General features: G+C 72.2%; 26 protein-coding genes. 13 read left to right on the top strand and 13 right to left on the bottom strand.

The genetic code is table 11. The features are described from left to right. Positions 1-130 precede the first annotated feature (130 nt). From glpX to SY84_RS11840, 7 genes are all read left to right on the top strand, one after another. Positions 131-1,144 carry a class II fructose-bisphosphatase gene (gene glpX / locus SY84_RS11870; RefSeq protein WP_046844184.1) on the top strand — a complete coding sequence of 338 codons (1,014 nt, stop codon included), beginning with the start codon at positions 131-133 and terminating at the stop codon, positions 1,142-1,144. Positions 1,145-1,277: 133 nt separating this feature from the next. Then, complete coding sequence (gene wrbA, locus SY84_RS11865) at positions 1,278-1,886, top strand: NAD(P)H:quinone oxidoreductase (RefSeq protein WP_046844183.1); 609 nt, start codon at positions 1,278-1,280, stop codon at positions 1,884-1,886. A gap of 109 nt (positions 1,887-1,995) precedes the next feature. Beyond that, a complete protein-coding gene (locus tag SY84_RS11860) occupies positions 1,996-2,817 on the top strand; it encodes an enoyl-CoA hydratase/isomerase family protein (protein WP_046844182.1) in 822 nt (273 codons plus the stop codon). A gap of 499 nt (positions 2,818-3,316) precedes the next feature. After that, positions 3,317-4,309 (top strand): malate dehydrogenase, encoded by a 993-nt coding sequence (locus SY84_RS11855; protein ID WP_046844181.1) that lies wholly within the window; start codon positions 3,317-3,319, stop codon positions 4,307-4,309. 201 nt (positions 4,310-4,510) lie between these two features. Beyond that, on the top strand, positions 4,511-4,861 hold the full coding sequence (locus SY84_RS15965; protein ID WP_052751141.1) for a hypothetical protein: 351 nt from the start codon (positions 4,511-4,513) through the stop codon (positions 4,859-4,861). Between the two features lie 500 nt (positions 4,862-5,361). Next, positions 5,362-5,952: a MerR family transcriptional regulator gene (locus SY84_RS11845; RefSeq protein ID WP_046844180.1), complete on the top strand. Its 591-nt coding sequence runs from the start codon at positions 5,362-5,364 to the stop codon at positions 5,950-5,952. A gap of 167 nt (positions 5,953-6,119) precedes the next feature. After that, entirely contained in the window at positions 6,120-7,037 is a 918-nt protein-coding gene (locus tag SY84_RS11840; RefSeq protein ID WP_046844179.1) for a ferritin-like domain-containing protein, read from the top strand. 63 nt (positions 7,038-7,100) lie between these two features. Here SY84_RS11840 and SY84_RS11835 read toward each other — a convergent pair whose 3' ends face one another. From SY84_RS11835 to ispF, 5 genes are all read right to left on the bottom strand, one after another. Continuing rightward, positions 7,101-8,348 (bottom strand): aminopeptidase, encoded by a 1,248-nt coding sequence (locus SY84_RS11835; RefSeq protein ID WP_046844178.1) that lies wholly within the window; start codon positions 8,346-8,348, stop codon positions 7,101-7,103. 10 nt (positions 8,349-8,358) lie between these two features. Beyond that, positions 8,359-8,940: a metalloregulator ArsR/SmtB family transcription factor gene (locus SY84_RS11830; RefSeq protein WP_046844177.1), complete on the bottom strand. Its 582-nt coding sequence runs from the start codon at positions 8,938-8,940 to the stop codon at positions 8,359-8,361. After that, positions 8,937-9,191: a hypothetical protein gene (locus SY84_RS11825; RefSeq protein ID WP_229755766.1), complete on the bottom strand. Its 255-nt coding sequence runs from the start codon at positions 9,189-9,191 to the stop codon at positions 8,937-8,939. The genes SY84_RS11830 and SY84_RS11825 overlap by 4 nt, the downstream gene beginning before the upstream one ends. 84 nt (positions 9,192-9,275) lie before the next feature. Further along, entirely contained in the window at positions 9,276-9,758 is a 483-nt protein-coding gene (locus tag SY84_RS11820) for a tRNA (cytidine(34)-2'-O)-methyltransferase (protein ID WP_046844176.1), read from the bottom strand. After that, positions 9,751-10,254 (bottom strand): 2-C-methyl-D-erythritol 2,4-cyclodiphosphate synthase, encoded by a 504-nt coding sequence (ispF, locus tag SY84_RS11815; protein WP_046844175.1) that lies wholly within the window; start codon positions 10,252-10,254, stop codon positions 9,751-9,753. Before ispF ends, SY84_RS11820 begins: the two co-directional genes overlap by 8 nt. 131 nt (positions 10,255-10,385) lie before the next feature. Here ispF and SY84_RS11810 point away from each other — a divergent pair, with 131 nt between their 5' ends. From SY84_RS11810 to SY84_RS11800, 3 genes are read left to right on the top strand one after another with little or no spacing between them, the layout of a single operon-like run. After that, positions 10,386-11,150: a diguanylate cyclase domain-containing protein gene (locus tag SY84_RS11810; protein WP_046844174.1), complete on the top strand. Its 765-nt coding sequence runs from the start codon at positions 10,386-10,388 to the stop codon at positions 11,148-11,150. A gap of 11 nt (positions 11,151-11,161) precedes the next feature. Next, complete coding sequence (locus tag SY84_RS11805; RefSeq protein WP_046844173.1) at positions 11,162-11,632, top strand: hypothetical protein; 471 nt, start codon at positions 11,162-11,164, stop codon at positions 11,630-11,632. A 31-nt stretch (positions 11,633-11,663) separates the two neighbouring features. Continuing rightward, the gene (locus SY84_RS11800) at positions 11,664-12,128 is read left to right on the top strand and encodes a hypothetical protein (RefSeq protein ID WP_046844172.1); all 465 of its coding nucleotides are present in this window, start codon (positions 11,664-11,666) and stop codon (positions 12,126-12,128) included. A 3-nt stretch (positions 12,129-12,131) separates the two neighbouring features. Here SY84_RS11800 and SY84_RS11795 read toward each other — a convergent pair whose 3' ends face one another. The 6 genes from SY84_RS11795 to SY84_RS15960 form a co-directional block, all read right to left on the bottom strand. Then, positions 12,132-14,981: an ATP-binding protein gene (locus tag SY84_RS11795; protein ID WP_046844171.1), complete on the bottom strand. Its 2,850-nt coding sequence runs from the start codon at positions 14,979-14,981 to the stop codon at positions 12,132-12,134. Next, complete coding sequence (locus tag SY84_RS11790) at positions 14,974-15,588, bottom strand: IMPACT family protein (protein WP_046844170.1); 615 nt, start codon at positions 15,586-15,588, stop codon at positions 14,974-14,976. The genes SY84_RS11795 and SY84_RS11790 overlap by 8 nt, the downstream gene beginning before the upstream one ends. Before the next feature lie 2 nt (positions 15,589-15,590). Then, positions 15,591-16,175: an NUDIX domain-containing protein gene (locus tag SY84_RS11785; RefSeq protein ID WP_046844169.1), complete on the bottom strand. Its 585-nt coding sequence runs from the start codon at positions 16,173-16,175 to the stop codon at positions 15,591-15,593. Continuing rightward, entirely contained in the window at positions 16,172-16,915 is a 744-nt protein-coding gene (locus tag SY84_RS11780; protein ID WP_157882973.1) for a hypothetical protein, read from the bottom strand. Before SY84_RS11780 ends, SY84_RS11785 begins: the two co-directional genes overlap by 4 nt. Next, the gene (locus SY84_RS11775) at positions 16,900-17,415 is read right to left on the bottom strand and encodes a DinB family protein (RefSeq protein WP_046844168.1); all 516 of its coding nucleotides are present in this window, start codon (positions 17,413-17,415) and stop codon (positions 16,900-16,902) included. Before SY84_RS11775 ends, SY84_RS11780 begins: the two co-directional genes overlap by 16 nt. Before the next feature lie 230 nt (positions 17,416-17,645). Further along, positions 17,646-19,010 (bottom strand): FAD-binding domain-containing protein, encoded by a 1,365-nt coding sequence (locus tag SY84_RS15960; protein WP_052751139.1) that lies wholly within the window; start codon positions 19,008-19,010, stop codon positions 17,646-17,648. A gap of 118 nt (positions 19,011-19,128) precedes the next feature. Here SY84_RS15960 and SY84_RS11765 point away from each other — a divergent pair, with 118 nt between their 5' ends. Genes SY84_RS11765 through lepB form a run of 3 tightly spaced genes read left to right on the top strand, consistent with a single transcriptional unit; the run spans position 19,129 to position 20,494 of the window. Beyond that, entirely contained in the window at positions 19,129-19,446 is a 318-nt protein-coding gene (locus SY84_RS11765; protein ID WP_046844167.1) for a PadR family transcriptional regulator, read from the top strand. Continuing rightward, entirely contained in the window at positions 19,443-19,784 is a 342-nt protein-coding gene (locus SY84_RS11760; protein WP_157882972.1) for a hypothetical protein, read from the top strand. The genes SY84_RS11765 and SY84_RS11760 overlap by 4 nt, the downstream gene beginning before the upstream one ends. Beyond that, positions 19,781-20,494 carry a signal peptidase I gene (gene lepB, locus SY84_RS11755; protein ID WP_046844165.1) on the top strand — a complete coding sequence of 238 codons (714 nt, stop codon included), beginning with the start codon at positions 19,781-19,783 and terminating at the stop codon, positions 20,492-20,494. Before SY84_RS11760 ends, lepB begins: the two co-directional genes overlap by 4 nt. On the opposite strand, the gene SY84_RS11750 is transcribed toward lepB, so the two are convergent. After that, positions 20,477-21,322 carry an isocitrate lyase/PEP mutase family protein gene (locus tag SY84_RS11750; protein WP_052751138.1) on the bottom strand — a complete coding sequence of 282 codons (846 nt, stop codon included), beginning with the start codon at positions 21,320-21,322 and terminating at the stop codon, positions 20,477-20,479. The two genes, lepB and SY84_RS11750, sit on opposite strands and share 18 nt — an antisense overlap. 73 nt (positions 21,323-21,395) lie before the next feature. After that, positions 21,396-22,787 (bottom strand): Ada metal-binding domain-containing protein, encoded by a 1,392-nt coding sequence (locus SY84_RS11745; RefSeq protein ID WP_046844164.1) that lies wholly within the window; start codon positions 22,785-22,787, stop codon positions 21,396-21,398. Between the last annotated feature and the right edge of the window lie 76 nt (positions 22,788-22,863).

Here is a 22,863-nt window from a genome sequence, read left to right as displayed (position 1 = left end):
GAGCCAACCCACAGCCTGCGCCGCTCTGCCTCCTGGGGCACCATGAATTCCCCCGGGGAGTGACACACCAATCACTGCGTGGAACCGCTCCCGGAAACGGTTTTTCATGCCCCCGTGTTACGTTAACGGCATGACGGTCAAGCGGAAGCAAGGCGCGGAGAGCCGCGTGGACACCAACCACTTCGAGCACGCCCTGGTCCTGGAGACCGCCCGGGTGACCGAGGGCGCCGCCCTGGCTGCCAGCCGCTGGATGGGCATGGGGGACAAGAACGCCGTGGACGGCGCGGGCACCGAGGCCATGCGTGAACTGCTGAACAGCCTGGATATCCGCGGCACGGTCGTGATCGGCGAGGGCGAGATGGACGAGGCCCCCATGCTGTACATCGGCGAGAAGGTCGGGCAGGGTCAGTACGAGGTGGACATCGCCGTGGACCCGGTCGAGGGCACCAGCGTGACCGCCAAGGGCCTGCCGAACGGGCTGGCCGTGATCGCCCTGTCCGAGCGGGGCGGGCTGATGCACGCGCCGGACTGCTACATGGACAAGCTGGTCGTGCCGCCCCCCGCCGCCGGGAAGGTGAACTTGGACTGGCCGGTCGAGGCGAACCTGAACGTGCTGGCGCAGAGCCTGGAACGGGACGTGGACGACCTGATGATCACCATCTTGGACCGCGAGCGGCACGCGGACCTGATCCGCCGCGTGCGGGCTGCCGGGGCGCGCGTGAAGCTGATCGGGGACGGGGACGTGGTCGCCAGCCTGCAGGTGGGCGTGCGCGGCACGGGCGTGCACGCGCTGATGGGGTCGGGCGGCGCGCCCGAGGGGGTGCTGTCGGCGGCGGCCATGAAGTGCCTGGGCGCGGAGATCCAGGGCCGCTTCATCGCGGAGGACGACGCCATGCGCGAGCGGTTCAAGGCGATGGGTGTGGACGAGCACAGGGTCTACAAGACCAATGACCTCGCGCCGGGCAAGCAGATGGTGTTCAGCGCGACCGGCATCACGTACGGCGAGCTGCTCAGCGGCGTGCGGCGCTTCGGCGGTGGGGCGCGCACGCACACGCTGGTGATGGGCTACGCGACCCGCGTGGTGCGGTTCATCGACACGGTGCATCTGGAGGACGACGGCGCGCGCGTGACCATCCGCGTCTGACCATCTTCTCGGAGGGGCACCCGACACAGCGGCACTACCGGGTGCCCCTCCTCTTTCCTGAATGAGAATTCGCTCAATACAGTCCAAATATTTCAATATTGAGTGAATGCCCGGTCAGGTGCATGCTGAATGCATGACCACGTCCTCCCCCGTCAAACTGGCCATCGTCTACTACTCCACCTACGGCACCAACCACGCCATGGCCCACGCCGCCGCCGAAGCCGCCCGCGCCGCCGGTGCGGAGGTCCGCGTGCTGAAAGTCCCCGAGACCGCCCCGCAGGCCATCATCGATACCCAGGACGCCTGGAAGGCCCAGCAGGAACGCAGCGCCGACGTGCCCACCGCCACCCCCGCCGACCTCGAATGGGCCGACGCGTACCTGTTCAGCACGCCCACCCGCTTCGGCGGAGCCGCCAGCCAGGTGCGCGCGTTCATCGACACGCTCGGCGGCCTGTGGGCGACCGGGAAACTCGCCAACAAGACCTTCAGCGCCATGACCAGCGCCCAGAACCCCAACGGCGGCCAGGAAACCACCCTCCAGACCCTGTACGTCACCGCCATGCACTGGGGCTCGATCATCGTCGCGCCCGGCTACACCGACCAGGCCATCTTCGCGTCCGGCGGCAACCCATACGGCGCCAGCGTCACCGCGAACGGCCAGCCCCTGAACGATGAGGACCGCGCCACCATCGCCCACCAGGCGCGCCGCCTCGTCGAAGTGACCGCCAAGCTCAACGGCTAAACCATTCATCTCAAGCGGGCCCGCACGTGACTGCCGTGCGGGCCCGCCTCAGGTGCACCCATCCCACCCCGCCGGACACCCCCGCCCACGCACCCGCTACCCTGCCCCCATGGACACAGCCCAGCTCACCGCTCCCGGCGCGTACCCCGGACTGAACCTCCAGCTGCACGACAGCGGCATCCTGGAAGTCGTCATCCGCAGCGACAAGACCCTGAACAGCGTGAACGCCGACGCGCACCGCGCCCTGACCCGCGTGTGGCGCGACATCGACGACACGCCCGGCATCCGCTGCGTCCTCGTGCGCGGCGAGGGACGCGGCTTCTCCTCTGGCGGGGACTTCACCCTGATCGAGGAGATGAGCAGCGACTTCACCGCCCTCACCCGCGTCTGGAAAGAAGCCCGCGACCTCGTGTACAACGTCATCAACTGCAGCAAACCCATCGTCAGCGCCATCCACGGCCCCTGCGTCGGCGCCGGACTTGCCGTCGCGCTGCTGGCCGACGTGAGCATCACCGCGCACACCGCCCGCCTCCTCGACGGCCACGTCCGCCTGGGCGTCGCCGCCGGAGACCACGCCGCGATCATCTGGCCCCTGCTGTGCGGCCTGAACAAGGCCAAATACCACCTCATGACCGGCGAACCGGTGAGCGGCATCGAAGCCGAACGCATCGGCCTGGTCAGCCTCACCGTCCCCGACGACGAACTCATGGACCGCGCCTGGACCGTCGCCAACCAACTCGCCCAGGGCAGCCCCACCGCCATCCGCTGGACCAAATACGCCCTGAACAACTGGCTCAGGCAGGCCGGACCCACCTTCGACGCCTCCCTGGCCCTCGAATTCCTCGGCTTCACCGGCCCCGACGTCCGCGAGGGCCTCAGCAGCCTCCGCGAAAAACGCGAACCGAACTTCGCCGACGACGCGCCACTGTAAGGGGAAATGGGGAGTGAGGTGTATGAAGTTAGAACGGAGGCTGCTGCGCAGCGGGAAGGGCAACACATCTGCTACGCAGGGAACCCCTCAGTCAGCTGCGCTGACAGCTCCCCTCAAGGGGAGCCTTGAACAGCAACTTCGGCCGAAGCGAGAACAGTAGATCAGCGGCGCGAAGCGTCCCCCACCACAGCTGACCGCGGACCGCCACCGGCCGTCGTGCGCGCAGCGCGCGGGCCTTGCGGGGGGCGAAGGATGGCGTCGAGGCCGGACCCGTCAACGCTCGATACACCTCCGCCGCGCCGAAAGAAACTCTTGCCCCGTGCAACGCCTGCCCCCCCTGCCCCTCTGGGGTACTCGTATGAGCCGCTTGCGGAGGGGGCTGGGGGTGGGGCCACACGCCGGGAAGCACAGCCCCCTGTCCCCGTCCGGGGAACTTTTCCCTCAAGCGTCCCGCCGCGCGTTATCGTGAGCCGTAAAACCATCCTCAGGAGGGATACCCATGACGACCAAACAACCCGTCCGCGTTGCCGTTACCGGCGCCGCTGGCCAGATCGGCTACAGCCTTCTTTTCCGCATCGCGTCGGGCGACATGCTCGGTAAGGACCAGCCGGTCATTCTGCAGCTGCTGGAGATCACGCCCGCGCTGAAGGCGCTTCAGGGCGTCGTGATGGAGCTGCGTGACTGCGCGTTCCCGCTGCTGGCGGACATCGTGACGAGCGATGACCCGATGGTGGCGTTCAAGGACGCGGATTACGCGCTGCTGGTGGGCGCCATGCCGCGGAAGGCGGGGATGGAGCGCGGGGACCTGCTGGGCGCGAACGGCGGGATCTTCAAGCCGCAGGGTGAGGCGCTGAACGCCGTGGCGAGCCGTGACGTGAAGGTGCTCGTGGTGGGGAACCCCGCGAACACGAACGCGCTGATCGCGCAGCAGAACGCGCCGGATCTGGACGCGAAGCAGTTCACGGCGATGGTGCGTCTGGATCACAACCGCGCGATCAGCCAGCTGGCGGAGAAGACCGGGAAGCCTGTGAGCAGCATCAAGAACCTGACGATCTGGGGCAACCACTCCTCGACCCAGTACCCCGACCTGAGTCAGGCGACGGTGGACGGTCAGCCTGCGCTGGATCAGGTGGACCGCGACTGGTACGAGCAGCAGTACATCTCGACCGTGGCGAAGCGTGGCGCAGCGATCATCGAGGCGCGCGGCCTGAGCAGCGCCGCGTCCGCCGCGAGCGCCGCGATCGACCACATGCGCGACTGGGCGCTGGGCACGCCCGAGGGCGAGTGGGTCAGCATGGGCATTCCCAGCGACGGCAGCTACGGCATTCCCGAGGGTCTGATCTACGGCTTCCCCGTGACCTGCAAGAACGGCAAGTACGAGATCGTGCAGGGCCTCCCGGTGAGTGACTTCAGCCGCGGCAAGATGGACGCCACAGCGCAGGAACTGACCGAGGAACGCGACGAAGTGCGCAAACTCGGCCTGGTGAAGTAAGCACCTGCCGGGTGCCTGCACCCCGAGCGAAGTGAGCAGGCATGGTGAACGGCTGACGGAAGTGCAGCGACTGCGGGGGATGTTCCCGCAGTGGCGGAACTGGAGTCAGACGAGAGATTGAGGGAGCGGGTGGCCTGCGGGTCGCCCGCTTCTTGTCATGTGCGGCGGCGTGCCCGGTCACCGCGTGCTCTGCTGCGGGGCGTGAGTGACGCGGCGTGGCGGGCGGGACTGGAGGAGCGCTTTGTGCGGTGGCTGGAGCAGGACGTGACGCACCTGCTGCCGGGCGGGCCGCACGCGGACGTGCAGGCGCGCGTGGCGGGGCGGCTGCGGGCGGCGTGGGGGCCGGACTGGGCGGGCGTGACCGAGAACTACGGGGGGACGGCGGGGCATCACGCGGCGTTCCTGCGGTCGAAGCTGGCGTTCGCGCAGGCCGTTCACGCGGGGGCGGACGCGGCAGAGGTGGCGCGGCTGGAGCGCGCGTGCCTGGACGCGGCGGGGGCGTTCTGGCGGGAGTGGGCGGGCTACCACCTGACGGCGCGGGCAGGCGCTTGACGTGCAGTCGACTGCACGTTCCACACTGATGTTCACAGCGGTGTCCAGCTGCACCCTGGAGCGAACAGCACGCCCCAGGGCTCAGCTTCCCATCACTGTCATTTCAGGCACTCGCTTCGCTCGATTCAGAGGGATCGAGTGAGACCCTCGCCACCCCTGACCTCTGCTCAGGAGGCACCACCCCATGTTCAATGCGCTGCACACCGACGCCCTGACCGCCCCCGACGCTGCTCCCTTCTCCGACCGGCTGAACGAGTGCCGTGAGGCGGCCCGCGCGTCCCGCCTGATACGGATTCCGTTTGTTTCGCCAACAATCCGGAACTTCACCGGATTGCCGGCTGCACGTCCGGAACCCGTTTCTCTCCTTCTCGCATCCGCTCGGACTGAACGGGCTTTGCAGCCCATTCAATCGGAGTCCGTATGAGTCGCCTGAACCACCTGCTGGGCAGGCGCTGGCGACGGCCGCACTGGCACGTGACGGTGACCGTGCGGAGACTGGCGTGAATGAACTGACCGAGGCGGCGTTCCGGCAGAGTGTCCGGCAGTTCCGGGAGCTGATGACGTCCATGCCGGAGGCGAACCGCGCGGACGTGGCGACCATGTGTGGCGGCCCGGAGGTGCTGGACGCCCTGTTCGAGGAGCGGGGCGTGGGGATCGGGCGGTTCGCGGCGCTGATGGGGCTGCCCGCGACGACGGTGCGGCACCTGCTGCGCGAGGACCTGCTGCACCCCATGCGGGTGAACGGCAAGTTCCGGTTCCTGCTGCACAACGTGATCGAGTTGCGGGGCGTGCAGCAGTGGCAGGCGGTGGGGCTGACGCTGGAGGACACGCGGGCGTTCCTGGACGCGCAGGGTCTGCTGGGGCTGGTCGCGCAGGGCGGCACGATGTTCTCGGTGCAGCGCGAGGCGCCGGACCCGGCGTCCCTCCCGGCCCTGAAGGCGGACGTACTGGCGCGGCTGGGGGGCGCGGTCCGGTCGCTGGAGGACCGGCACGCGGCGCTGGGCGCACAGCTGGAGCGGGCCCGCGCGCTGGAACGCATGGTGCAGGAGAACGCCTTCGGGCAGGCCGGACCGGGGGCGCCGCCCACCTGACGTTCATGGGATCTTCACGGTTGCGCGCCGGGGTGATCCGGTTTCCAGCGGGGTGCATAGAGCTGATCAGAGCGACACGATCAGCAAGCCCGGGGCAGGAATCCGCCTGCGCCGGTGGGGGTGTCCTCGTGTCCGAACCGTTTCTTTCACCTTCTGGAGGGATCACCATGTCCGACGCCATGAACCGCCGTAAGTTCCTCGGGGCCGCCGGGGCCGTCACCGCCACCGGTCTGCTCGCCGGCTGCACGCCCGCCCTGAGCGCCACGCCCAAGGCGAACCTGGACGCCATGATCTTCAACTTCGCGCTGAACCTCGAGTACCTGGAAGCGGCGTTCTACCTGGCCGCCGTGGGTCGCCTGCAGGAACTGGACGCCGCGGGTGGCGACAGCAGCAAGGTCATCCTGCCTGCGGGCTTCACGGGCAAGAACGGGAACGGCGTGCCGTTCGCGTCCGCCGACGTGCGCGCCTACGCCGAGGAGATTGCCACGGACGAGCTGAACCACGTGAAGGTCATCCGCAAGGTGCTGGGTGCCGCGGCCGTCGCGCAGCCCACCCTGGACCTGGGTCCGGCGTTCGTCGCGGCGGGCAAGGCCGCGTCGGGCGGGGCCATCGCGAACTTCAACCCCTTCGCGAACGACCTGTTCTTCCTGCACGGCGCGTTCATCTTCGAGGACGTGGGTGTCAGTGCGTACAAGGGCGCGGCGCGCCTGCTGACCGACACGAGCGCGGGCGGCAACCTAGAGAACGCGGCGGGCATCCTGGCCGTCGAGGCCTACCACTCGGGCATGATCCGCACCCTGCTGTACCAGCAGCGCAACACGGACGTCACGGCCAGCCTGAAGGTCTCGGACGTCGTGCAGGCGATCAGCAACCTGCGTGACAGCGTGGACGGCGACACGGACGTGGATCAGGGCATCGTCGAGGGCGGCAAGGCGAACATCGTCCTGGCCGACGCGAACGGGATCGCGTACAGCCGCACGCCCCGTCAGGTGGGGAACATCGTGTTCCTCGCGCCCGGCGCGACGAAGGGCGGCTTCTACCCCGACGGCCTCAGCGGAAACTTCAGCGCGATCCTGGCGCTGTAAGCCCCACGCACGTCAGGGGAAGGGGAGCCGCGACCGGCTCCCCTCTTCCCTTTTTTCTGTTCCTTACAGCCCCTCGATGACCCACTCGCCCGCACGCATCAGCGGCTCGCGGGTGCCGTCATGGGTGATGCCGTCCACATCGGTGGCGGGCGTGCCGATCATCCAGTCCACGTGGATCAGGCTGTCGTGGTTCCCGCCCGCCGCGTCCAGCGTGGCGGGGTCGGTGCCGCCCTGCACGTTGGTGGGGTAGCAGCGGCCCAGCGCGATGTGCGACGCGGCGTTCTCGTCGAACAGGGTGTTCAGGAACAGCGTGCCGGTCTGCGCGACGGGCGCGCTGGCGGGCACCAGGGCCACCTCGCCCAGGCGGGCGGCGCCCTCATCGGTGGCGATCAGGGCTTTCAGGGTCTCCTCGCCGCGCGTGGCGCTCACCTCGACGGCGCGCCCGGCCTCGAAGCGCATGCGGATGCCCTCGATGAGCTGCCCGCGCGTACTCAGGGGTTTGCTGGCGACCGCCACGCCGTCCACGCGGTCCCGGTGCGGGGCGGTGAACACCTCGTCGGTGGGGAGGTTCGGGACGCCGCGCACGCCGTTCTGCGCGGTTTCCGCGCCGCCCTGCCACACGTGGTTCCGGGCGAGGCCCACGGTCAGGTCGGTGCCCAGGTCGCTCTTCAGGTGCACGGCGGCGTACTGCCGGCCGTTCAGGTGGGTGGTCAGGCGTTCCAGGCGGGTCAGGTGCGCGTCCCACGCGGCGACCGGGTCGGGCTGATCGGCGCGGGTGACCGTGAAGATGTCGTCCCACAGGCGCGCCACGGCCTCCTCCTGCGGCAGCTCCGGGTACACGCGGGCGGCCCAGGCGGGCGTGGCCATCGCGCCGACCGTCCAGTTCACGCGGAAGCTGCCGCTCGCCTCGCTCACCCGGCGCATGGCCTGCGCGACCAGTTTGCTGCGCGCCGCGATCCGCGCGGGGTCCACGCCCGCCAGCAGCGAGGGGTCCTCACCGATGATGCCGATGGACGCGTACCCGTCACCGACCATCGCCTCGGCCTCCTGCGCGTGCCACGCGGGCAGGTGGTTCACGGCGTCGTCCGAGCCGTCCTCGAACAGCGCCAGCCCCAGGTGAGGATCGTGGTACGTGACGCGCACGTCGGCCGCCCCGGCGCGGTACGCGGCGCGCGCCACCAGCCGCGCCAGTTCGGTCGCCTCGACCGGCGCACTCACGCGGACCTTGCCGCCCTGCGGGAGGTTCACGCCGGTCCGGACGAGCAGTTCGGCGTAGCGCGCCAGTCGCGCCTGGAAATCACTTGAGGTCATGCCTGCCACTCTACCCGGCGTCCCCGGGGGAAGAGGGGTCGGCGTCCGCTTCGGGCCGCCAGTACACGCCGCGTTCGCGGTTCAGGACGCCCAGGCCGATCATCTCGCGGCGCAGGGTGGACACGTCGGCGTACACGTCACCCAGGATGGCGTTCACCTCGGCTTCCGGGTAGTGGCGGCCGTGCTCGAACAGGGTGACGAGTTCGTGCAGGATGACGTCTTTCTTCTTGCGTTGGGCGGGCAGGGTGGTCAGGCGTCCACCTTTCAGGAAGGCGCGCAGGACGCGGTCGCGGTAGGGGTCGTCGGGGGTGGGGGCGGGGGTGGCGCCGCGCACGACGTCCGCGAGGATCAGGTTCAGCGCGGCCGTGTGCGCGCGGTGCAGGCGGTGGTGGCCGTCCTGCCGCGTGAGGATCAGTCCGGCCTCGGTGAGCTGCGCGAGGTGGTGGCTGATGGTGGCGGGCGCGAGGTTCATCAGGCGGGCGAGTTCGTCGCCGCTGGCCTCGCGCGTCCAGACGAGGCGCAGGAGGCTGAGGCGTGCGGGGTGGGACAGCGCGCGGAAGAGGCCAGCGCGGGCGGTGAGGTCGGCGCTCATGGGCGGGGTTCGCGGGGCCAGGGGGGCGTGCCGTGCGCGGCGCGGTGCGCGCCCTCGTAGATGCCGAGTGCGGCGTCCATGGTGTTCAGGGGGGAGGTGTCCAGGCGGGCCTGGGCGCGGGCCTGATCGGCGGCGTTCCCGGCGGCGCGGGCGAGGCGCAGGTCGCGTTCGGCGTTCGTGCGGATGCCCGTGACGAGGCGGTGGTACAGGGCGTTCATGCGGCCCTGCGGGGTGGAGTCGGCGTCGGTCATTTCGATCCTCCTCGAATCATCATGACTGATTCGATGCCTGTCGAAATGAGCCGAATGGCGCAGCGCCCCCGCCCGGTCCGGGCGTTACCAGCCCTCGATCTGCCGCCCGGCCTCGAACGCCGCGACGCCCGCCGCCACGCTCAGGTTCAGGCTGCGGCCCCCACCCGGCTGCGGCAGCTTCAGCTTCGGCAGGGCGTCGCGCAGCCACGCGGGCAGCCCGCGCGATTCCGGGCCGAACAGCAGGTAATCCCCTCGCCGGAAGCCCGCGCGGGTGTGCAGGTCGGTCGCGTGCGTGCTGAACGCCCACACCCGCGCGCCCACGCCCAGCGTGCCCTGGAAGGCCGTCCAGCTGGCGTGCTCGTGCAGCGTCACGCCCTCCAGGTAATCCATCACCGCGCGGCGGAACTCCCGGTCGTGCAGGTGGAAGCCGAACGGACGGATCAGATGCAGGTCCGCGCCCAGCACCGCGCAGGTCCGCGCGACGTTCCCGACGTTCCCGGCCTTCTCCGGCTCGAACAGCACCACGTGCAGCAGCGGCCCCTCCCCACCCGGCGCCGCGTCACTCACCGCCGACCCCCGGGGCCGCGTCCACGCGGGCCAGCAGCACCGTCGCGCGCGTCTGCACGTGCAGCGGCGCCAGACCCTCTGACGTCTTGAAACTGACGCCCACGTCCCCCTCGGGCAGCGAGAGCAGCGCCGCGACCGACCGGGCGATCTCCGCGCGCAGCGGCCCCAGCTTCGGGCGGTCCAGCGTCACCACCACCGCCACGTTCACCGGCACCCAGCCGCGCTCCTGCACCAGCGCCAGCGCCCGCTCCACGATCACGCGCGAATCCATGCCGCGCCACTGCTCGGCCGTATCCGGGAAGTACGCCCCGATATCCCCCAGCGCCAGCCCCGACAGCAGCGCGTCGGCCACCACGTGCAGCACCGCGTCCCCATCACTGTGCGCCACCGCACCCAGCTCCGCGTGCCCAATCTCCACGCCGCCCAGCACCAGCCGCCGCCCCGCCTCCAGCCGGTGCGCGTCCTCCCCAAACCCAACCCTGAACGGCCACGTCATCCCCGGAGTGTAGCCCGCGCGCTGCCCCCACCTCCCCCGAACACCGCCCTAACGCCCTGTTAACGCCTCTCCGGGCATGCTGAGGCCAACGACACACCCCCGCCCCCCACAACCCAGGGAGACGACCCAGCATGACCCACCCGCACCTCGACGACGACCTGTTCCACCTGCTGCCCCTGCCCGGCCTGCGCTGGCCCGCCCACGCCCCCACGCAGGCCCAGCCCAACCCTGCCTACCAGCGCGCCTACCACCCCAGCGCCCTGCCCGCCCCCGTCACCACCTGGACGGACGGCACCCACCAGACCCGCCTGCTGACCCACACCGGCGAGCGGCGCGTGTGCCGCCTGAACCTCCGCAGCCTGCCGAACGGCGACCGCATCCTGCTCATCGAGGACGTCCACAGCTACCACCTCGACCCCGTCACGCACCTGCCCGACCGGGACGCGCTGCTGCACGACGCCGCCCAGACGCACGGCGTCACCACCCTGGCCACGCTGCGCCTGCCCCCCCTGCACGACCACCGCCGCCAGCTGGGCGACGCGCCCATCGATCAGGCCCTGCGCCGCGCCGCGCGCGAACTGAACACCGCCGCGCGCGCCTGGAACGCCAGCCCCTACCGCACCGGCACGCACGACTTCACCCTCCTGAGCCCCCAGACCATCACGCCCGACCAGCTCGCCCCGGTCGTGCGGCGCATCCACGCGCACCTCAGCGCCCTGGGCCGCACCCCAGAACCCCGCACCGGCCTGAGCGACGCCCCGCACGACGGCCACACCCTGGCCGACCTGCTCCACGCCGCGCAAACCCGCGCCGGCACCCACCCCACCCGCCGCTCCCTGGACAGCCTGAAACGCCTGCTGAACCCGGCCCCCACCCACCCCATGCTCGCCCTGTAGAGGAAGCCCGCATGACCCACCCGCACCCCACCCCCCACACCCGCCGCCTGGGCCAGCCCCTCCCCCCCGCTGATCTGCACCACCTCACCCCCCACGGCCCCCACCTGAGCGTCCACACCCCACGCGGGCCCCTGGCGCTGTACCGCTTCACGCCGCTGCAGATGGCCCTCCTGACCGGCGACACCATTCTCACTGCCGCGCAGTGGCCCGAGCACCTCAAGGCGTTCCTGTACCAGTACGTGCCTCTGCCCGTCCTGCCGCCCGCCCCACACCCCCCGCCCGGACTGGTTCACGCCCAGGCGCGCGACCCGCACGGCCTGCGCACCTGGGACCACACCACCTACCAGGGCTGGCCCCTGTACCTGTACGCCCACGACCACCCCGGCCAGCCGCCCAGCGGCGAGGTCCCCCACCTGTTCACCCAGGTTCGCCTGGACCAACCCCCCCTGCCCGGCCCGCACCACCGCCCCCACGGGCCCTAAACTGAAACACGCACCACACAACGGAGGTTCCATGACGCAACCCGAAACGTTCGACAGCATCACGAGCAGGAATGGTCAGCTGTATGCCACCCGCAAGGGCAAGGACTACGCCCTGTTCATCTACACCCCCCTGCAACAGGCTTACGCCGGGAAGTACACCGTGACCCTGGGCTGCCGCTGGTCCGAATACAACAAACCCTTCGTGAAGCAGTATGTGCCGATGCCAGTCGTGGCATCTCTCCCCAGTGGACCGAAGTTCAGCACGCAAGACCGCGCCAAGGCGGACGACACGTGGTATGCCTACGAGCAGGTTCTGTGCAATGGCTGGCCGCTGTACTACGTGGACGGCCTCGAAAACGGCCACAAGACCGAACAACCTGCAATGTTCCAGCCCGCCACGGCCACCATGGCCCCACCCGCAGCAGGCAGTGAGACCGAGATTCCTGAGGCATTGGGCGACGAGACTGGCCCCCCTGGACCGTACCTGGGACCCTGAGCCTCAGTCACTCCCGAGCGCCTCAGTCAGCCATGAGAGCAATCCATCCATCCGGTAGGGATGTTCTGCGGCTGGGGCGTGCGGATACATGCGCAGCAGTTCAGTGGCCCGGTGTCGCTGCGCGGCGTGTGCCGAGTCCAGGTTCCGAAGGGACGCCAGAGCCTGCGCTGTCTCGGCCGGTCGGATCTGCATCAGATCAGGACTCACCAGCAACAGCAGTTCGTTCGCGTCCCACTGAGCCGGGTGCTGCCCGAGCAGGCGCAGCGCCATCCGGGCTTCCTGACGGGCCTGCTGCGCGCGTCCCCTCGTGTACAGCAGAGCCACCCGGAGCAGATGGTACTCCAGCCAGATCGCCGTCTCCTTGACCTCCGCGCAGGCGGCCCTGAACTGCTGTAGGTGCTGTTCAGCCTCACGGACGCGTCCCTGCAAGAGCAGCGCACGTATGAGCCGGAACCAGCCCTCCCGCTGCAAGAAGACATTGTCGACCACCCGGGCATGCGTCAGCACCTGCCTCGCTTCTGCCTCTAGCACGGGCATATCGGGGGACGGAGCGTACAGCAGGATATGCAGCAGCCGCTCACGGACCATCCAGGCCAGCGCATCTGGCAGGGTCGGCAGTTCCGCACGCAGTTCACCCGCCATCTCCTCAATCTGCGGCGCGTTCCCCAGGAAACCCAGATTGGACAGGATGTTCACCCTGTAGAACACCGCGCGCACCTGATCGCCCAGTTCGACCGCCAGTGCCAGCGCTTGCCTGAGCAGGTCCGTGGCGCTCTGCATCTGTCCCTGCACCCCCCGGACGGCGGCCAGGGTGTTCAGGACTTTCATGCGGCTGGTGGGGTCGGCGGCCAGTGGTCCGGCCAGGAAGTGCCCGGCGAGCGTCTGGGCGTCCAGCAGGCGTCCGGCGCGGTACGCGAGCCACATGCTGGCGATCTGCGCGGCGGCCTGCACGCTGTCCGGGGCGCACGCGTCCTCGGCGGCGTCGGCCAGGGCGGCGAAGGTGTCGGTGCCGCTGGCGTGCAGGCCGCGCCGGTCATGGTGCGCCAGGAAGTGGTCGATCTGGGCGGCGGTGGCGTGCCCGTGTTCCAGTGCGGTGTGCAGGGCGGCCACGATGTTGTCGCGTTCGGCGTCCACCGGGGGCGCTTCGGGGGGCTGGGCGGTGAACCATGTCAGGTAGTGGTGGGCGTGGTCGGCGCGGGCCTGCGTGATCAGGTCCGGGTGCGCGGCGGCCTGTTCGGTCAGCAGGCCGCGTAGCGCGGGGTACAGGCGCAGGCGTTCGGTGCCGGGCTGGTGCGCTTCGAGGAAGTTGTGCGTGAGCAGCTCGTCGATGAGGTGCGCGGGGACGCCCAGGTGGGGCGCGTCGGCGGGGTCGAGGTCGCTGGTGACGGTCAGGCGCAGCGCCGCGTGCTGCTGTTCCGGACTCAGGAGGTCCCAGGAGCGGCGGGCGACGGCGTTCAGGCCGCGCCGTCCGTCGCTGCCGCCGCCTTCGGGGGTCAGCTGGGCGGCCTCGGTGAGGACGCGGGCGTACACGGCTTCCAGGTGCTCGACACGCAGCCAGGACGCGGCCAGGGCCAGGGCGAGGGGGTGGCCCTGGAGGCGGCGGGTGATTCCGGCGATCAGCGCGGCGTTCCCGGCGGTCAGGGTCAGGTCGCGGCGGGTGCGGGCGGCTTCGCGCAGGAAGAGTTGCGTGGCGCTGCTCGCGGCGATCTGCGCGAGGTCCGCTTCCGGCGGCGCCTGCGGGAGGCCCGCCAGGGGCAGCAGCAGGTCCCCGCCGCCCAGCAGGCCGGGGGGGCTGCGGCGGCTGCTGATCACCCAGCGCACGCCGGGCAGGTCGCGGCGCAGGGCGCGCAGCAGGTCCGGGAGGTCATTCAGGGCGTCCGCGCCGTCCAGCAGGACCGTGGCGTGCGGGGGCAGGTGATCGCTCAGGGCGGCCAGGGTGGGGGGCGCGGCCTGCCCGGGGGTCAGGGCGGCGGCGAGGCGGGCGCCCAGTTCGGCGGCGCTGGTGGCGCCCTCGGCGTCCACGAGGGTCGCGGGGCGGTCCAGGCGGGTCAGTTCCCGCAGGAGTTCGCGGGTCAGGGTGCTCTTGCCGATCCCGCCGGGGCCGGTGATCAGGGCCGCGCCCCCCGCCGGGGGGTCAGGCTGCGGGGCGAGCGTCCAGGCGAGGAGCGTGTCGAGTTCCGCCTCGCGGCCCAGCATGCGCGCGGCCACGCGGGGCGCGGGGGCCGGGGTGGGCGTTCCCTCGTCCAGTTCGCCCAGTTCCGCGCGGATCTCCGCCTCCAGCGGCGAGCCGGGCAGCGTCAGGGGCAGCGCGCGGCGCAGCAGGTCCGCCTCGGGCGGCGGGGCGCCCGGGGTGCGGTAGGCCCGCGCTGCCCAGTCGGCGGCGCGGGCGGGGTCGGCGGTCTCAGCGGCGCGCAGGGCTTCCTCCTGCACGTGCCGCGCGAGGCGTTCCCGCTGGGTTTCCACCCATTCCTCGAACTCGGCGGACACGCCGGTCAGGGGCACGCCGTGCAGGAACGGCCCGGCGTAGGCGTCCCAGGCGGCCTCGCCGCGCAGGGTCAGCAGGTGCGCCGCGTCGCTGGTCACGGGGGTGATCAGGCGGTCCTCGCCGCCCAGCGCGCCCGGGTGGACCTCGCGCAGGGCGTGCAGCGCCACGCGCAGGCTGCCTTCCGGGCGGGCCGCGCCGGGCCACAGCAGGGTCGCCAGGGTGCGGCGCGGCGTGGGGCCTTCCAGGGCGACGTACACGAGCAGCAGCAGGGACTTGACCTTGCGGAAGCCGGCCAGGTCCAGCCCGCCCAGCGTGATCAGCGTCGGGGTCGTGGGCGCGGGGGTGAGGGTGGGGGTCGGCTCAGTCAAGGTCGGTCACCGCCGCGCCGCGCGTCGCGTCCCGCAGGGCCGCCGCGAAGGCCCCGGTGTCCTCCGAATAGAGGTGCACGTCGAGTTCCACGCCGCCCGCCGTGTACGCCTCCTCGCCGCGCGTGACGTCCCAGGTGCCCAGCAGGTGATACAGCCCACTGACCGCATCGAAGGGCACCGCGACCCGCACGGTGCGGCGCGGGCGCACCTCCAGCCGCGCGGCGGTCCGCAGGCACTCGGCCGCGCCGCCCCCGTACGCGCGGACCAGCCCGCCCGTGCCGAGCTTCACGCCGCCGTAGAAGCGCACCACGACGACCATCACGCGGTCCACGCCCTGACCCTCGATGGCCCGCAGGATCGGCGCGCCCGCCGTGCCGCCCGGCTCGCCGTCATCATTGAAGCGGTACGCGGCCCCGATGCGGTACGCCCAGCAGTGGTGCGTGGCGTCCGGGTAGCGCGCCCGCAGGGCCGACAGCTGCGCCAGCGCGTCCTCAGGCGTGTCGGCGCGGTCCGCGAAGGTCAGGAACTCGCTGTTCTCGATCACCGCGTCGAACCGGTGCGGTCCGGCCAGGGTCGTGAACGGCGCGGGCAGGTCGGTCGGCGCCACAGTCAGAGGAGGCCCCGCCCGGCCAGCACGGCGCGCGCGTGCCACATCGCCAGACTGCTCGATCCGTCCAGGATCTCCCCGGCGTCCAGGCGGCGGTACGCCTCGGCCAGCGGCACCACCACGCGCTCGATGGTCTCGGTGTCCTCGTGGTGCATGTCGCCCAGCGTGACGCCCAGCGCCAGGAACGGGTAGAAGATCACGCCACTGATGCTCGGCTGCGGGTAGAAGCCGGGCAGCGGCACCCACTCGGCCGCCACGCCCCCCACCTCCTCACGCAGTTCCCGCTGGGCCGCCGGGAGGAGGTCCTCGCCGCGTTCCACGCCGCCCGCGACGACCTCGGTGACGGTCGCGCGCAGCGGGTAGCGGTACTGGCGGATCAGGACCGCCTCGCCCTGCGCCGTGACGGGCAGCACGAACACCGCGCGCGGCCCGCGCGGCCGGTACTGGTAGGTGGTCTCCACGCCGCTGGGGAGGCGCACGCGGTCCTCGAACACCGTGCGGAACCCCGACACGATCTGCCGGGACTCCAGCGTCGCCCACGGCTGCGTGTCATCCTCGACCAGCGCCGCCCAGTTCGGATGAATCATGCCCGCAGGCTACCAGACCCGTTCAACGCAACTGACGCCGCGAGAGCCGCCAGCCCACTGGCCGAACGCCACAGGAGCACCGTGCCCGCCCGATCGTCCCGCCCGCCGGGGCGGGTGTGTTCATGCAGGAAGGCCTCGAACGGCTCGCGCTGCATCCACTCGGCCGCCGCGCCCCTGGTCCCCGCCGCACCCATCACGGCTCCGAAACAGTTCCCGGCGCTGCCCTGCGGGAATGAACCCGCCAGCGCCCGCGCGCCCGGCAGGACCTCCTGCGCCGCGCGCCACACCTCCGGTGGAACCTCCGCGCGCTGGCAGGGCACACCAGACGCCGCGACGAGCCGCGCCAGCACCCCGGCGGTCAGCTGCCCGGGCCGCCAAAGGAACCGGCCCGGCGGCAGGCCCAGCTCCGGGAAGGCGCGGCCCAGCGGGACGTTGCCCCGCCCGTGGCGCACCTGCGCGCGCAGCAGCGCCCGGCGCGCCCCGGGCGGCAGGGCGTCCACGTCCGCCAGGGTCAGCCATGCCACCCGGTCTGCCAGCGGGGGGATGTTCCACTCGGTGATGGTGTCACGCACCTCGGGGGTCAGGGTCAGCCCGTCGCGCGGCACGGTGTCCAGGCCCAGCGCCTCCGCCTCGGCTGCGGTCAGGTAGAACGGCGGCCGCGCCGGGGCCAGCCAGCCGCGCCACGCCGCCAGCATCGCGGCGTCCACCGGAATGTTCAGGACGTTCAAGAGTTCAGCCACGCCGCCGCTTCCTCCGGCAGGCCCAGGTCCGTGTCGGGCCCCGCCGGGTACGGGAAGCCCAGCACGCGCCCCATCGTCAGGAGCTGGCCCTTGTGGTGAAACTCGTGCGTCAGGGGATGCATGACCAGCCAGCGGCCCGTGACCTCCAGCTCCCGGTCCCGGAAGGGCACGCGGCGCGGTTCGTCCGGCTGCGTGAAGGCGTTCAGGGCCCGGTCCACCAGGGCGTCCACGTCCGCATAGACGGCGCGCAGGGCCGCCACGTCCGGCAGCGCGCCCGGGTCGAGCCGCACGACGGTCTCGCCCAGGCCGCGCGCCGCGATCCACACGCGGTAGCAGTCCGCGACGTGCACCTGCACGTTCCGCAGGCTGCCGAACGCGAAGTCCGGGCGTTCCAGGGTGTACACCTCCCCGGGCAGGGCCTCCAGCCACGCCAGCAGGCGCTCGCGGCCCACGCGGGCCCAGGCGTACGCGGCGCGCAGATCGGCATTCGGTGCGGTCATGCGGGCAGTCTCCCCCACCCCGGCGGGCGGGCGCATCCGCCAGATGGACACCCGCCCCCAGGACCGGGGTGGGTCATACGGATTCCGTCTGTTTCGTTCACAACCCGGAAGGGCACCGGGTTGCCAACTCCACGCCCGGAGGGGCGTTTCGCTCCTGCTCGCTCTGCTGCGCAGCTCTCCGAGTCTGCTCGGGTTGAACGTTGTTGCACACCGTTCAACCGGAGTCCGTATCAGCGGTGGCCGCGCCGGGGGGCGTCCGGGCTGGGGGCGCCCTGCAGCACCTCGCGTTCCACCTTCTTCCAGAAGCCGAAGAAGCGCCGCACCGGCCCGTCGTACGACGTCAGGCGTTCGGGCTCGTGCACGACCACCCGCAGGTCCGGGTGGGCGGCGCGCACGCCCGCGAGGATGCGCGTGAATTCCGGCGTGAAGTTCCGCGTGACGTGCAGTTCCCCAGCCCCGTACGCGCGGGCGAACGCCGCGAGTTCCCCGGCGACCGCGCCCACCCGCGCGTGCGTGGGCGCCCGGCGCGCGGCCGCGATGTCCCGCACGCCCTGGTACATGAACGCCAGCCGGGGAAACGCGATGGGCGTCCCGGACAGGAACGGCCGGTCGAACACGAACAACGCCGGGGCGTCCGGGCAGGCACTCAGAGCCGGGTCCGTCACGGACAGGCCGTCCCCGTGCACCCAGACCACGCGCGGGGAGGTCGGTCCGGTCGGCTGGACCGGCGCAGGCACCACCTCTGCTGCTGGCTCCTCTGCTGGCGCGGCGCGGCGAAAGGTCCCGGCTTCACCGGACAGCGATTCTCCGGGCGGGCGGCCGCTGAACAGGCGCGCCTCCAGCTCCTCGTAACTGCCCCGGAACGGGCAATTCGCGGTGCAGGTGCGGCACCAGCGGCCCCCGCTGAAGCGCTCGACGTTCTCCTGATTCATGAAGTACGGCTTGCCACTGAAGGTACTCGCCACCCACTGCCACGACAGGGCGTTGCTGGCGATATCCCCGTCGAGCAGGTGCTCGCGGAAGAAGGCGTACCCGGCCCGCCAGTGCACCGCGCGCCAGTGGATCAGGTACGCCGCGAACCACAGCCGCTCGTGGTTGTGCAGCCACCCGTCCCGGGTCAGGTGCGTCACCCAGGCGTCCACGCAGGGCAGCTCCGTGCGCGCCGTGCGGATGTCGTCCGGCAGTGCGGCCGTCCAGCGGGCGGGGTACTTGGGCTCTTCCAGGTTGTCCAGCACGCGCGCGCCCTCCTGACGCAGCACCAGCCGGAAGAACTCCCCCCAGGTCAGCTGCCGCAGGAACTCGTCCCGCTCGCGGCCCCGCAGGACGTGCCGGGCGTGCGCGGCGACCTCGCGGATGCCGAGCATGCCGTGCCGCAGGTACATGCTCAGGCGCGACACGTTCCCCGACAGGTGGTTGCGTTCGCGGTACCCGGCGCCGGTCCAGGCGTGCAGCGCCGCCAGTCCCGCCGCGCGCCCGCCGGGCCGGGCGGGCAGGCGCGGCTCGCCGGTGTACAGGCCCGCCAGGGCGGCGCCGAGCACGCCGGGCAGCTGCGCGTCCGGGAGGTCCAGGGGCACGTCGGCGGGCGGGGCGGTCATGCGGTCAGGATGGCAGGGGGCCGCCCGGTCAGACCGTACGGTCGCGTGCAGAGGTGAGGGGGAGACAAGAGGGAGGCGGCTCACCGGCATCACATCCTGATATCGGACTCTGATACCCGTGGATCCGAACCTCTTCAAGGGCAACCTCGACCTGATCCTCCTGAGCGTCCTCGAACGCGAGGGCGGCTACGGGCAGGACATCGCCGCGCGCGTGCACAGCGGCACCGACGGGCACATCCGCCTGAACGCCGGAAGCCTGTATCCCGCGCTGCACCGCCTGGAACGCGCCGGGTTCCTGCATGCCCAGGAGGCCAGCCCCGCGCGCGGCGGCCCCCCGGTGCGGACGTACACCCTGACGGACGCGGGCCGCGAGGAACTCGCCCGGCGCCGCGAGCGCTACCAGGCGTTCGACCGGGCGCTGAGGGGCCTGTGGTGAGCGGCAAACCCCCGCGCGAGGTCAGGTCCTACCTGCGCCGCGTGACCTGCCTGATCCCCCCGCGCGCCGCGCGGGTCGTGCAGGCCGAACTGCTGGGGCACCTGCACATGGACATGCTGAACGCCCGCCTGCGCGGCCTGGACGAGGCGCAGGCCTGGGCGCAGGCGCTGCGGGACGCGGGCCCCGCTCCCCTGACCGCGCTGCGCTTCGCGCGGACGTACACGCTGGGGCTGGCGCTGCGCTGGCTGCTCGCGGCGGGCCTGCTGGGCGGCGCGGCGTACGCGCTGGGCACCCACACCCCGCCCGCCCCCGCACCCGCCGCGCAGGTGGGCCGGTGACCCCGCCGCAGGGTCGCCCGGGCCGCTGGCGGACCCTCTGGCAGGAGTGGGGATCACCCGCCCTGTTCGCGCTGCTGCTCACGCAGTTCGGCGCGACCGCTGTGCGCGTGGACGGCGCGAGCATGCTCCCCGGCCTGCGCCACAGCGAACAGCTGGTCGTCCCGAAGGTCGAGGGCTGGGCGCACCGCGCCGGGCTGGGCACGTACGCACGCGGGGACGTGGTCGTGTTCAAACCGCCCCGCAGCGCCGCCGCCGAGTGGACGCGCGAGTACCGGGGCGTGACCCTCCCCTGGGCGTACCGTCCGTACCTCGTCAAGCGCGTCGTGGGCCTGCCCGGCGACACCGTTCAGGTGCGCGGCGGTACCGTCCTCGTGAACGGCAAGCCGCTCCCCGAGCCGCGCACGCAGGCGTACTGGGACGCCAGCTGCCACGACACCGCCAGCCCCCTGGCGAACACGCCCGCCGTCACCGTGCCCGCCGGGGCGTACTTCGTGATGGGCGACAACCGCAGCGAGGGCGGCAGCCTCGACAGCCGCGTGTTCGGGCCGGTGGACACCGCCGACATCGCCGGGCGGGCGGTGGCCAGCGTGTGGCCCCTGACCCTCCCTGAGCACGCGCAGGCCCCCTGCGACGGACAGGCGCACCCCGAGCGGCGCGTGCAGCTCAGCGGCCCGACTCACTGGAATCCGCGCCTACTGCTGAGCGAGTGACGCCCCCCCACTGAACCACTCCTGCACCTGCGCGTAGCTGGGGCCGGGCGTGGCGGGCGGCGTGCCGGGGCCCAGCAGGTCGCGGGTGAGGGTCAGGGTGTGACCCAGCGCGGCGAGCATCAGCGCGGGGCCGCTGCTGACGCGGCTGGCCCCGGCGCGCAGCAGGGTGTGGGCGTCCGGGCCGCCGGGCAGGAGCATCACGCTGACCGGGCCGCCCAGCGCGCCGCGCAGTTCGCGCAGGGTGGCGGGGTCGGTCAGGCCGGGCACGAACACGCTGTCCGCCCCGGCGTGCAGGTACGCCCGGCCGCGCCGGACGGTCTCCGCGAGGCGTTCGCCCTGGGTGTGCCCAAACCCGGCGAGGTACGTGTCGGTCCGGGCGTTCAGGTACGCGGGCACACCCAGGGTGTCGGCGGCGTGCCGGGCGGCGCGCAGCCGCAGCGTCTGGTCCTCGACGGCCCGCAGCGTGCCCGTGTCGGTGGCGTCCTCCAGGTTCAGGCCCGCCACGCCCATCTGCAACGCGCGGGTGACGATCCGCGCGACACCGCCGGGGTCCCGGGCGTACCCGCCTTCCAGGTCGGCGGTGACGGGCCGGGAGGTGGCCCGCACGAGGCGCGCCAGGGCGTCCAGCAGGTCCTCCACGGGCGCCGTTTCGCCGTCGGGGTACCCCAGCGCGAAGGCGATTCCGGCGCTGGTCGTGCCGATGGCGGGCGCCCCCGCGTGCTCCAGCGTGCGGGCGCTCGCGGCGTCCCAGGCGTTCGGGAGGATCAGGCCCCCACCGGCGGGGGCGTGCAGGGCGTGGAGGGTGCGGGCGTGGTCGGGTCGGATCATGGGTGGGCTCCTTGGGGCATGGGGGAAGGTCGTCCGGCGCCACAACGGGGCCGGATAGCGAAAACGAGGGGCGTTACGTGGGGTTCAGACCTGCGTGCCACGCGCGCAGCACGGCCTGACTGCGGCGCGGCGCGTGCGGGTGCAGCAGAGCCTGAACCTGCGCGGGCGTGGGCCGCGCGGGCAGGGCGTGGGTGCGGCGCAGGCTGGCGGCCAGCGCGGCGTCGCCCTCGGGCACGATGTCGGGGAAGCCCAGCACGCGCAGCCGCACGTAATCCGCCGTCCAGGGCCCGATGCCGGGCACGGCCAGCAGGGTGCGGCGGGCCTCGCCGACCGTGCCGCGCGCCAGGGCGTCCATGCTCAGCTCACGCCGCGCGACCCGCCCGGCGAGGCGGCGCAGCAGGGCCGCGCGCGCGTCGGTCAGGCCGCAGGCGCGCAGGTCGGCGTCCTCCAGCGCGGCAAGCCTCGCGGCGGTGGGCGGCGCGGTCAGGCCCCCCGCGACGGGCGTGCCGTACCGCAGGGTCAGCGTGCGGCGGGTCCGGCGGGCCTGCGCGAACGTGACCTGCTGGCCCGCGACCGCCCAGATCAGCCCGTCGAAGGCCTGCGGCACGAGAGGGACCGGCCAGTCGCCGGGGGTGAGGGGCGTGTGCAGGCCCAGCGCGCGGACGGTCAGGGTGTGCAGCGCCTCCCAGTCGGCGGGGGTCAGCGCCTCGGGGTCGTCCGGGTGCACCTCGACCCGACCGGGGGTGACGTGCAGCGTGACCCGCTGCGGGCCGCCGGGAAGGGCCCACGCGAAGGTCACTCGGCCCGCGTGCGCCTCCACCCGCTGCGTCACGGAGTCCGGGTCGCGGCCCAGGTCACGCCACACGACCTCCAGCGGGAACGCCGCCGGAAGGGTCAGGGTCAGCCCGCCGCCGCGCCCGGCGTGCCGCCACGCCTGCGGGGTCAGGTGCATCACGCGCCGGAACTGTGCGCCGAACGCCGACAGGCTCCCGAACCCCACCGCGAATGCGACCTCCGCCACGCTGTCCCCGGTGCCGCGCAGGGTCCGCGCGGCCAGCCGCACGCGCTCGCGGGCCAGCCACTCGCCGGGCGTCACCTGGAACAGCTCACGCCAGTGGACGTGCAGGGCGCTCTCGCCCAGGTTCAGCGCGTCGGCCAGCGCCCGCACACCCGGCACGTCGGGCACGCGCACGCCACCCAGCGCGGCCAGCAGCGCCGCCTCGGGACCGGGCACGCCCCGGTACCCGTCCGGATGGCAGCGGCGGCAGGCCCGCAGGCCCGCCGCGCGCGCCTCATGGGGCGTCGCGTGGAACTGCACGTGCTCCGCGCGGGGCTTGCGGGCCCGGCAGGACGGCAGGCAGTAGATCCCGGTGCTCGTCACGCCGGTGTAGAACAGCCCGTCGAACGCCGCGTCCGCCGCGAACATGCGGCCCAGCATGAAGTCACGCGCGTACGGCAGGGTCATGCGGGCATTGTGCGGCGCGCGGCGGTCGCGGCTCTACCGGAAATCTCCGGCGGAATTTCTGACGCGGGGCATCCGA

It is taken from the genome of Deinococcus soli (ex Cha et al. 2016) (assembly GCF_001007995.1).
GTDB lineage: Bacteria > Deinococcota > Deinococci > Deinococcales > Deinococcaceae > Deinococcus > Deinococcus soli.
The sequence above is the reverse complement of the archived record's forward strand: the minus strand, read 5'-3'. Positions and strand labels throughout refer to the sequence as shown.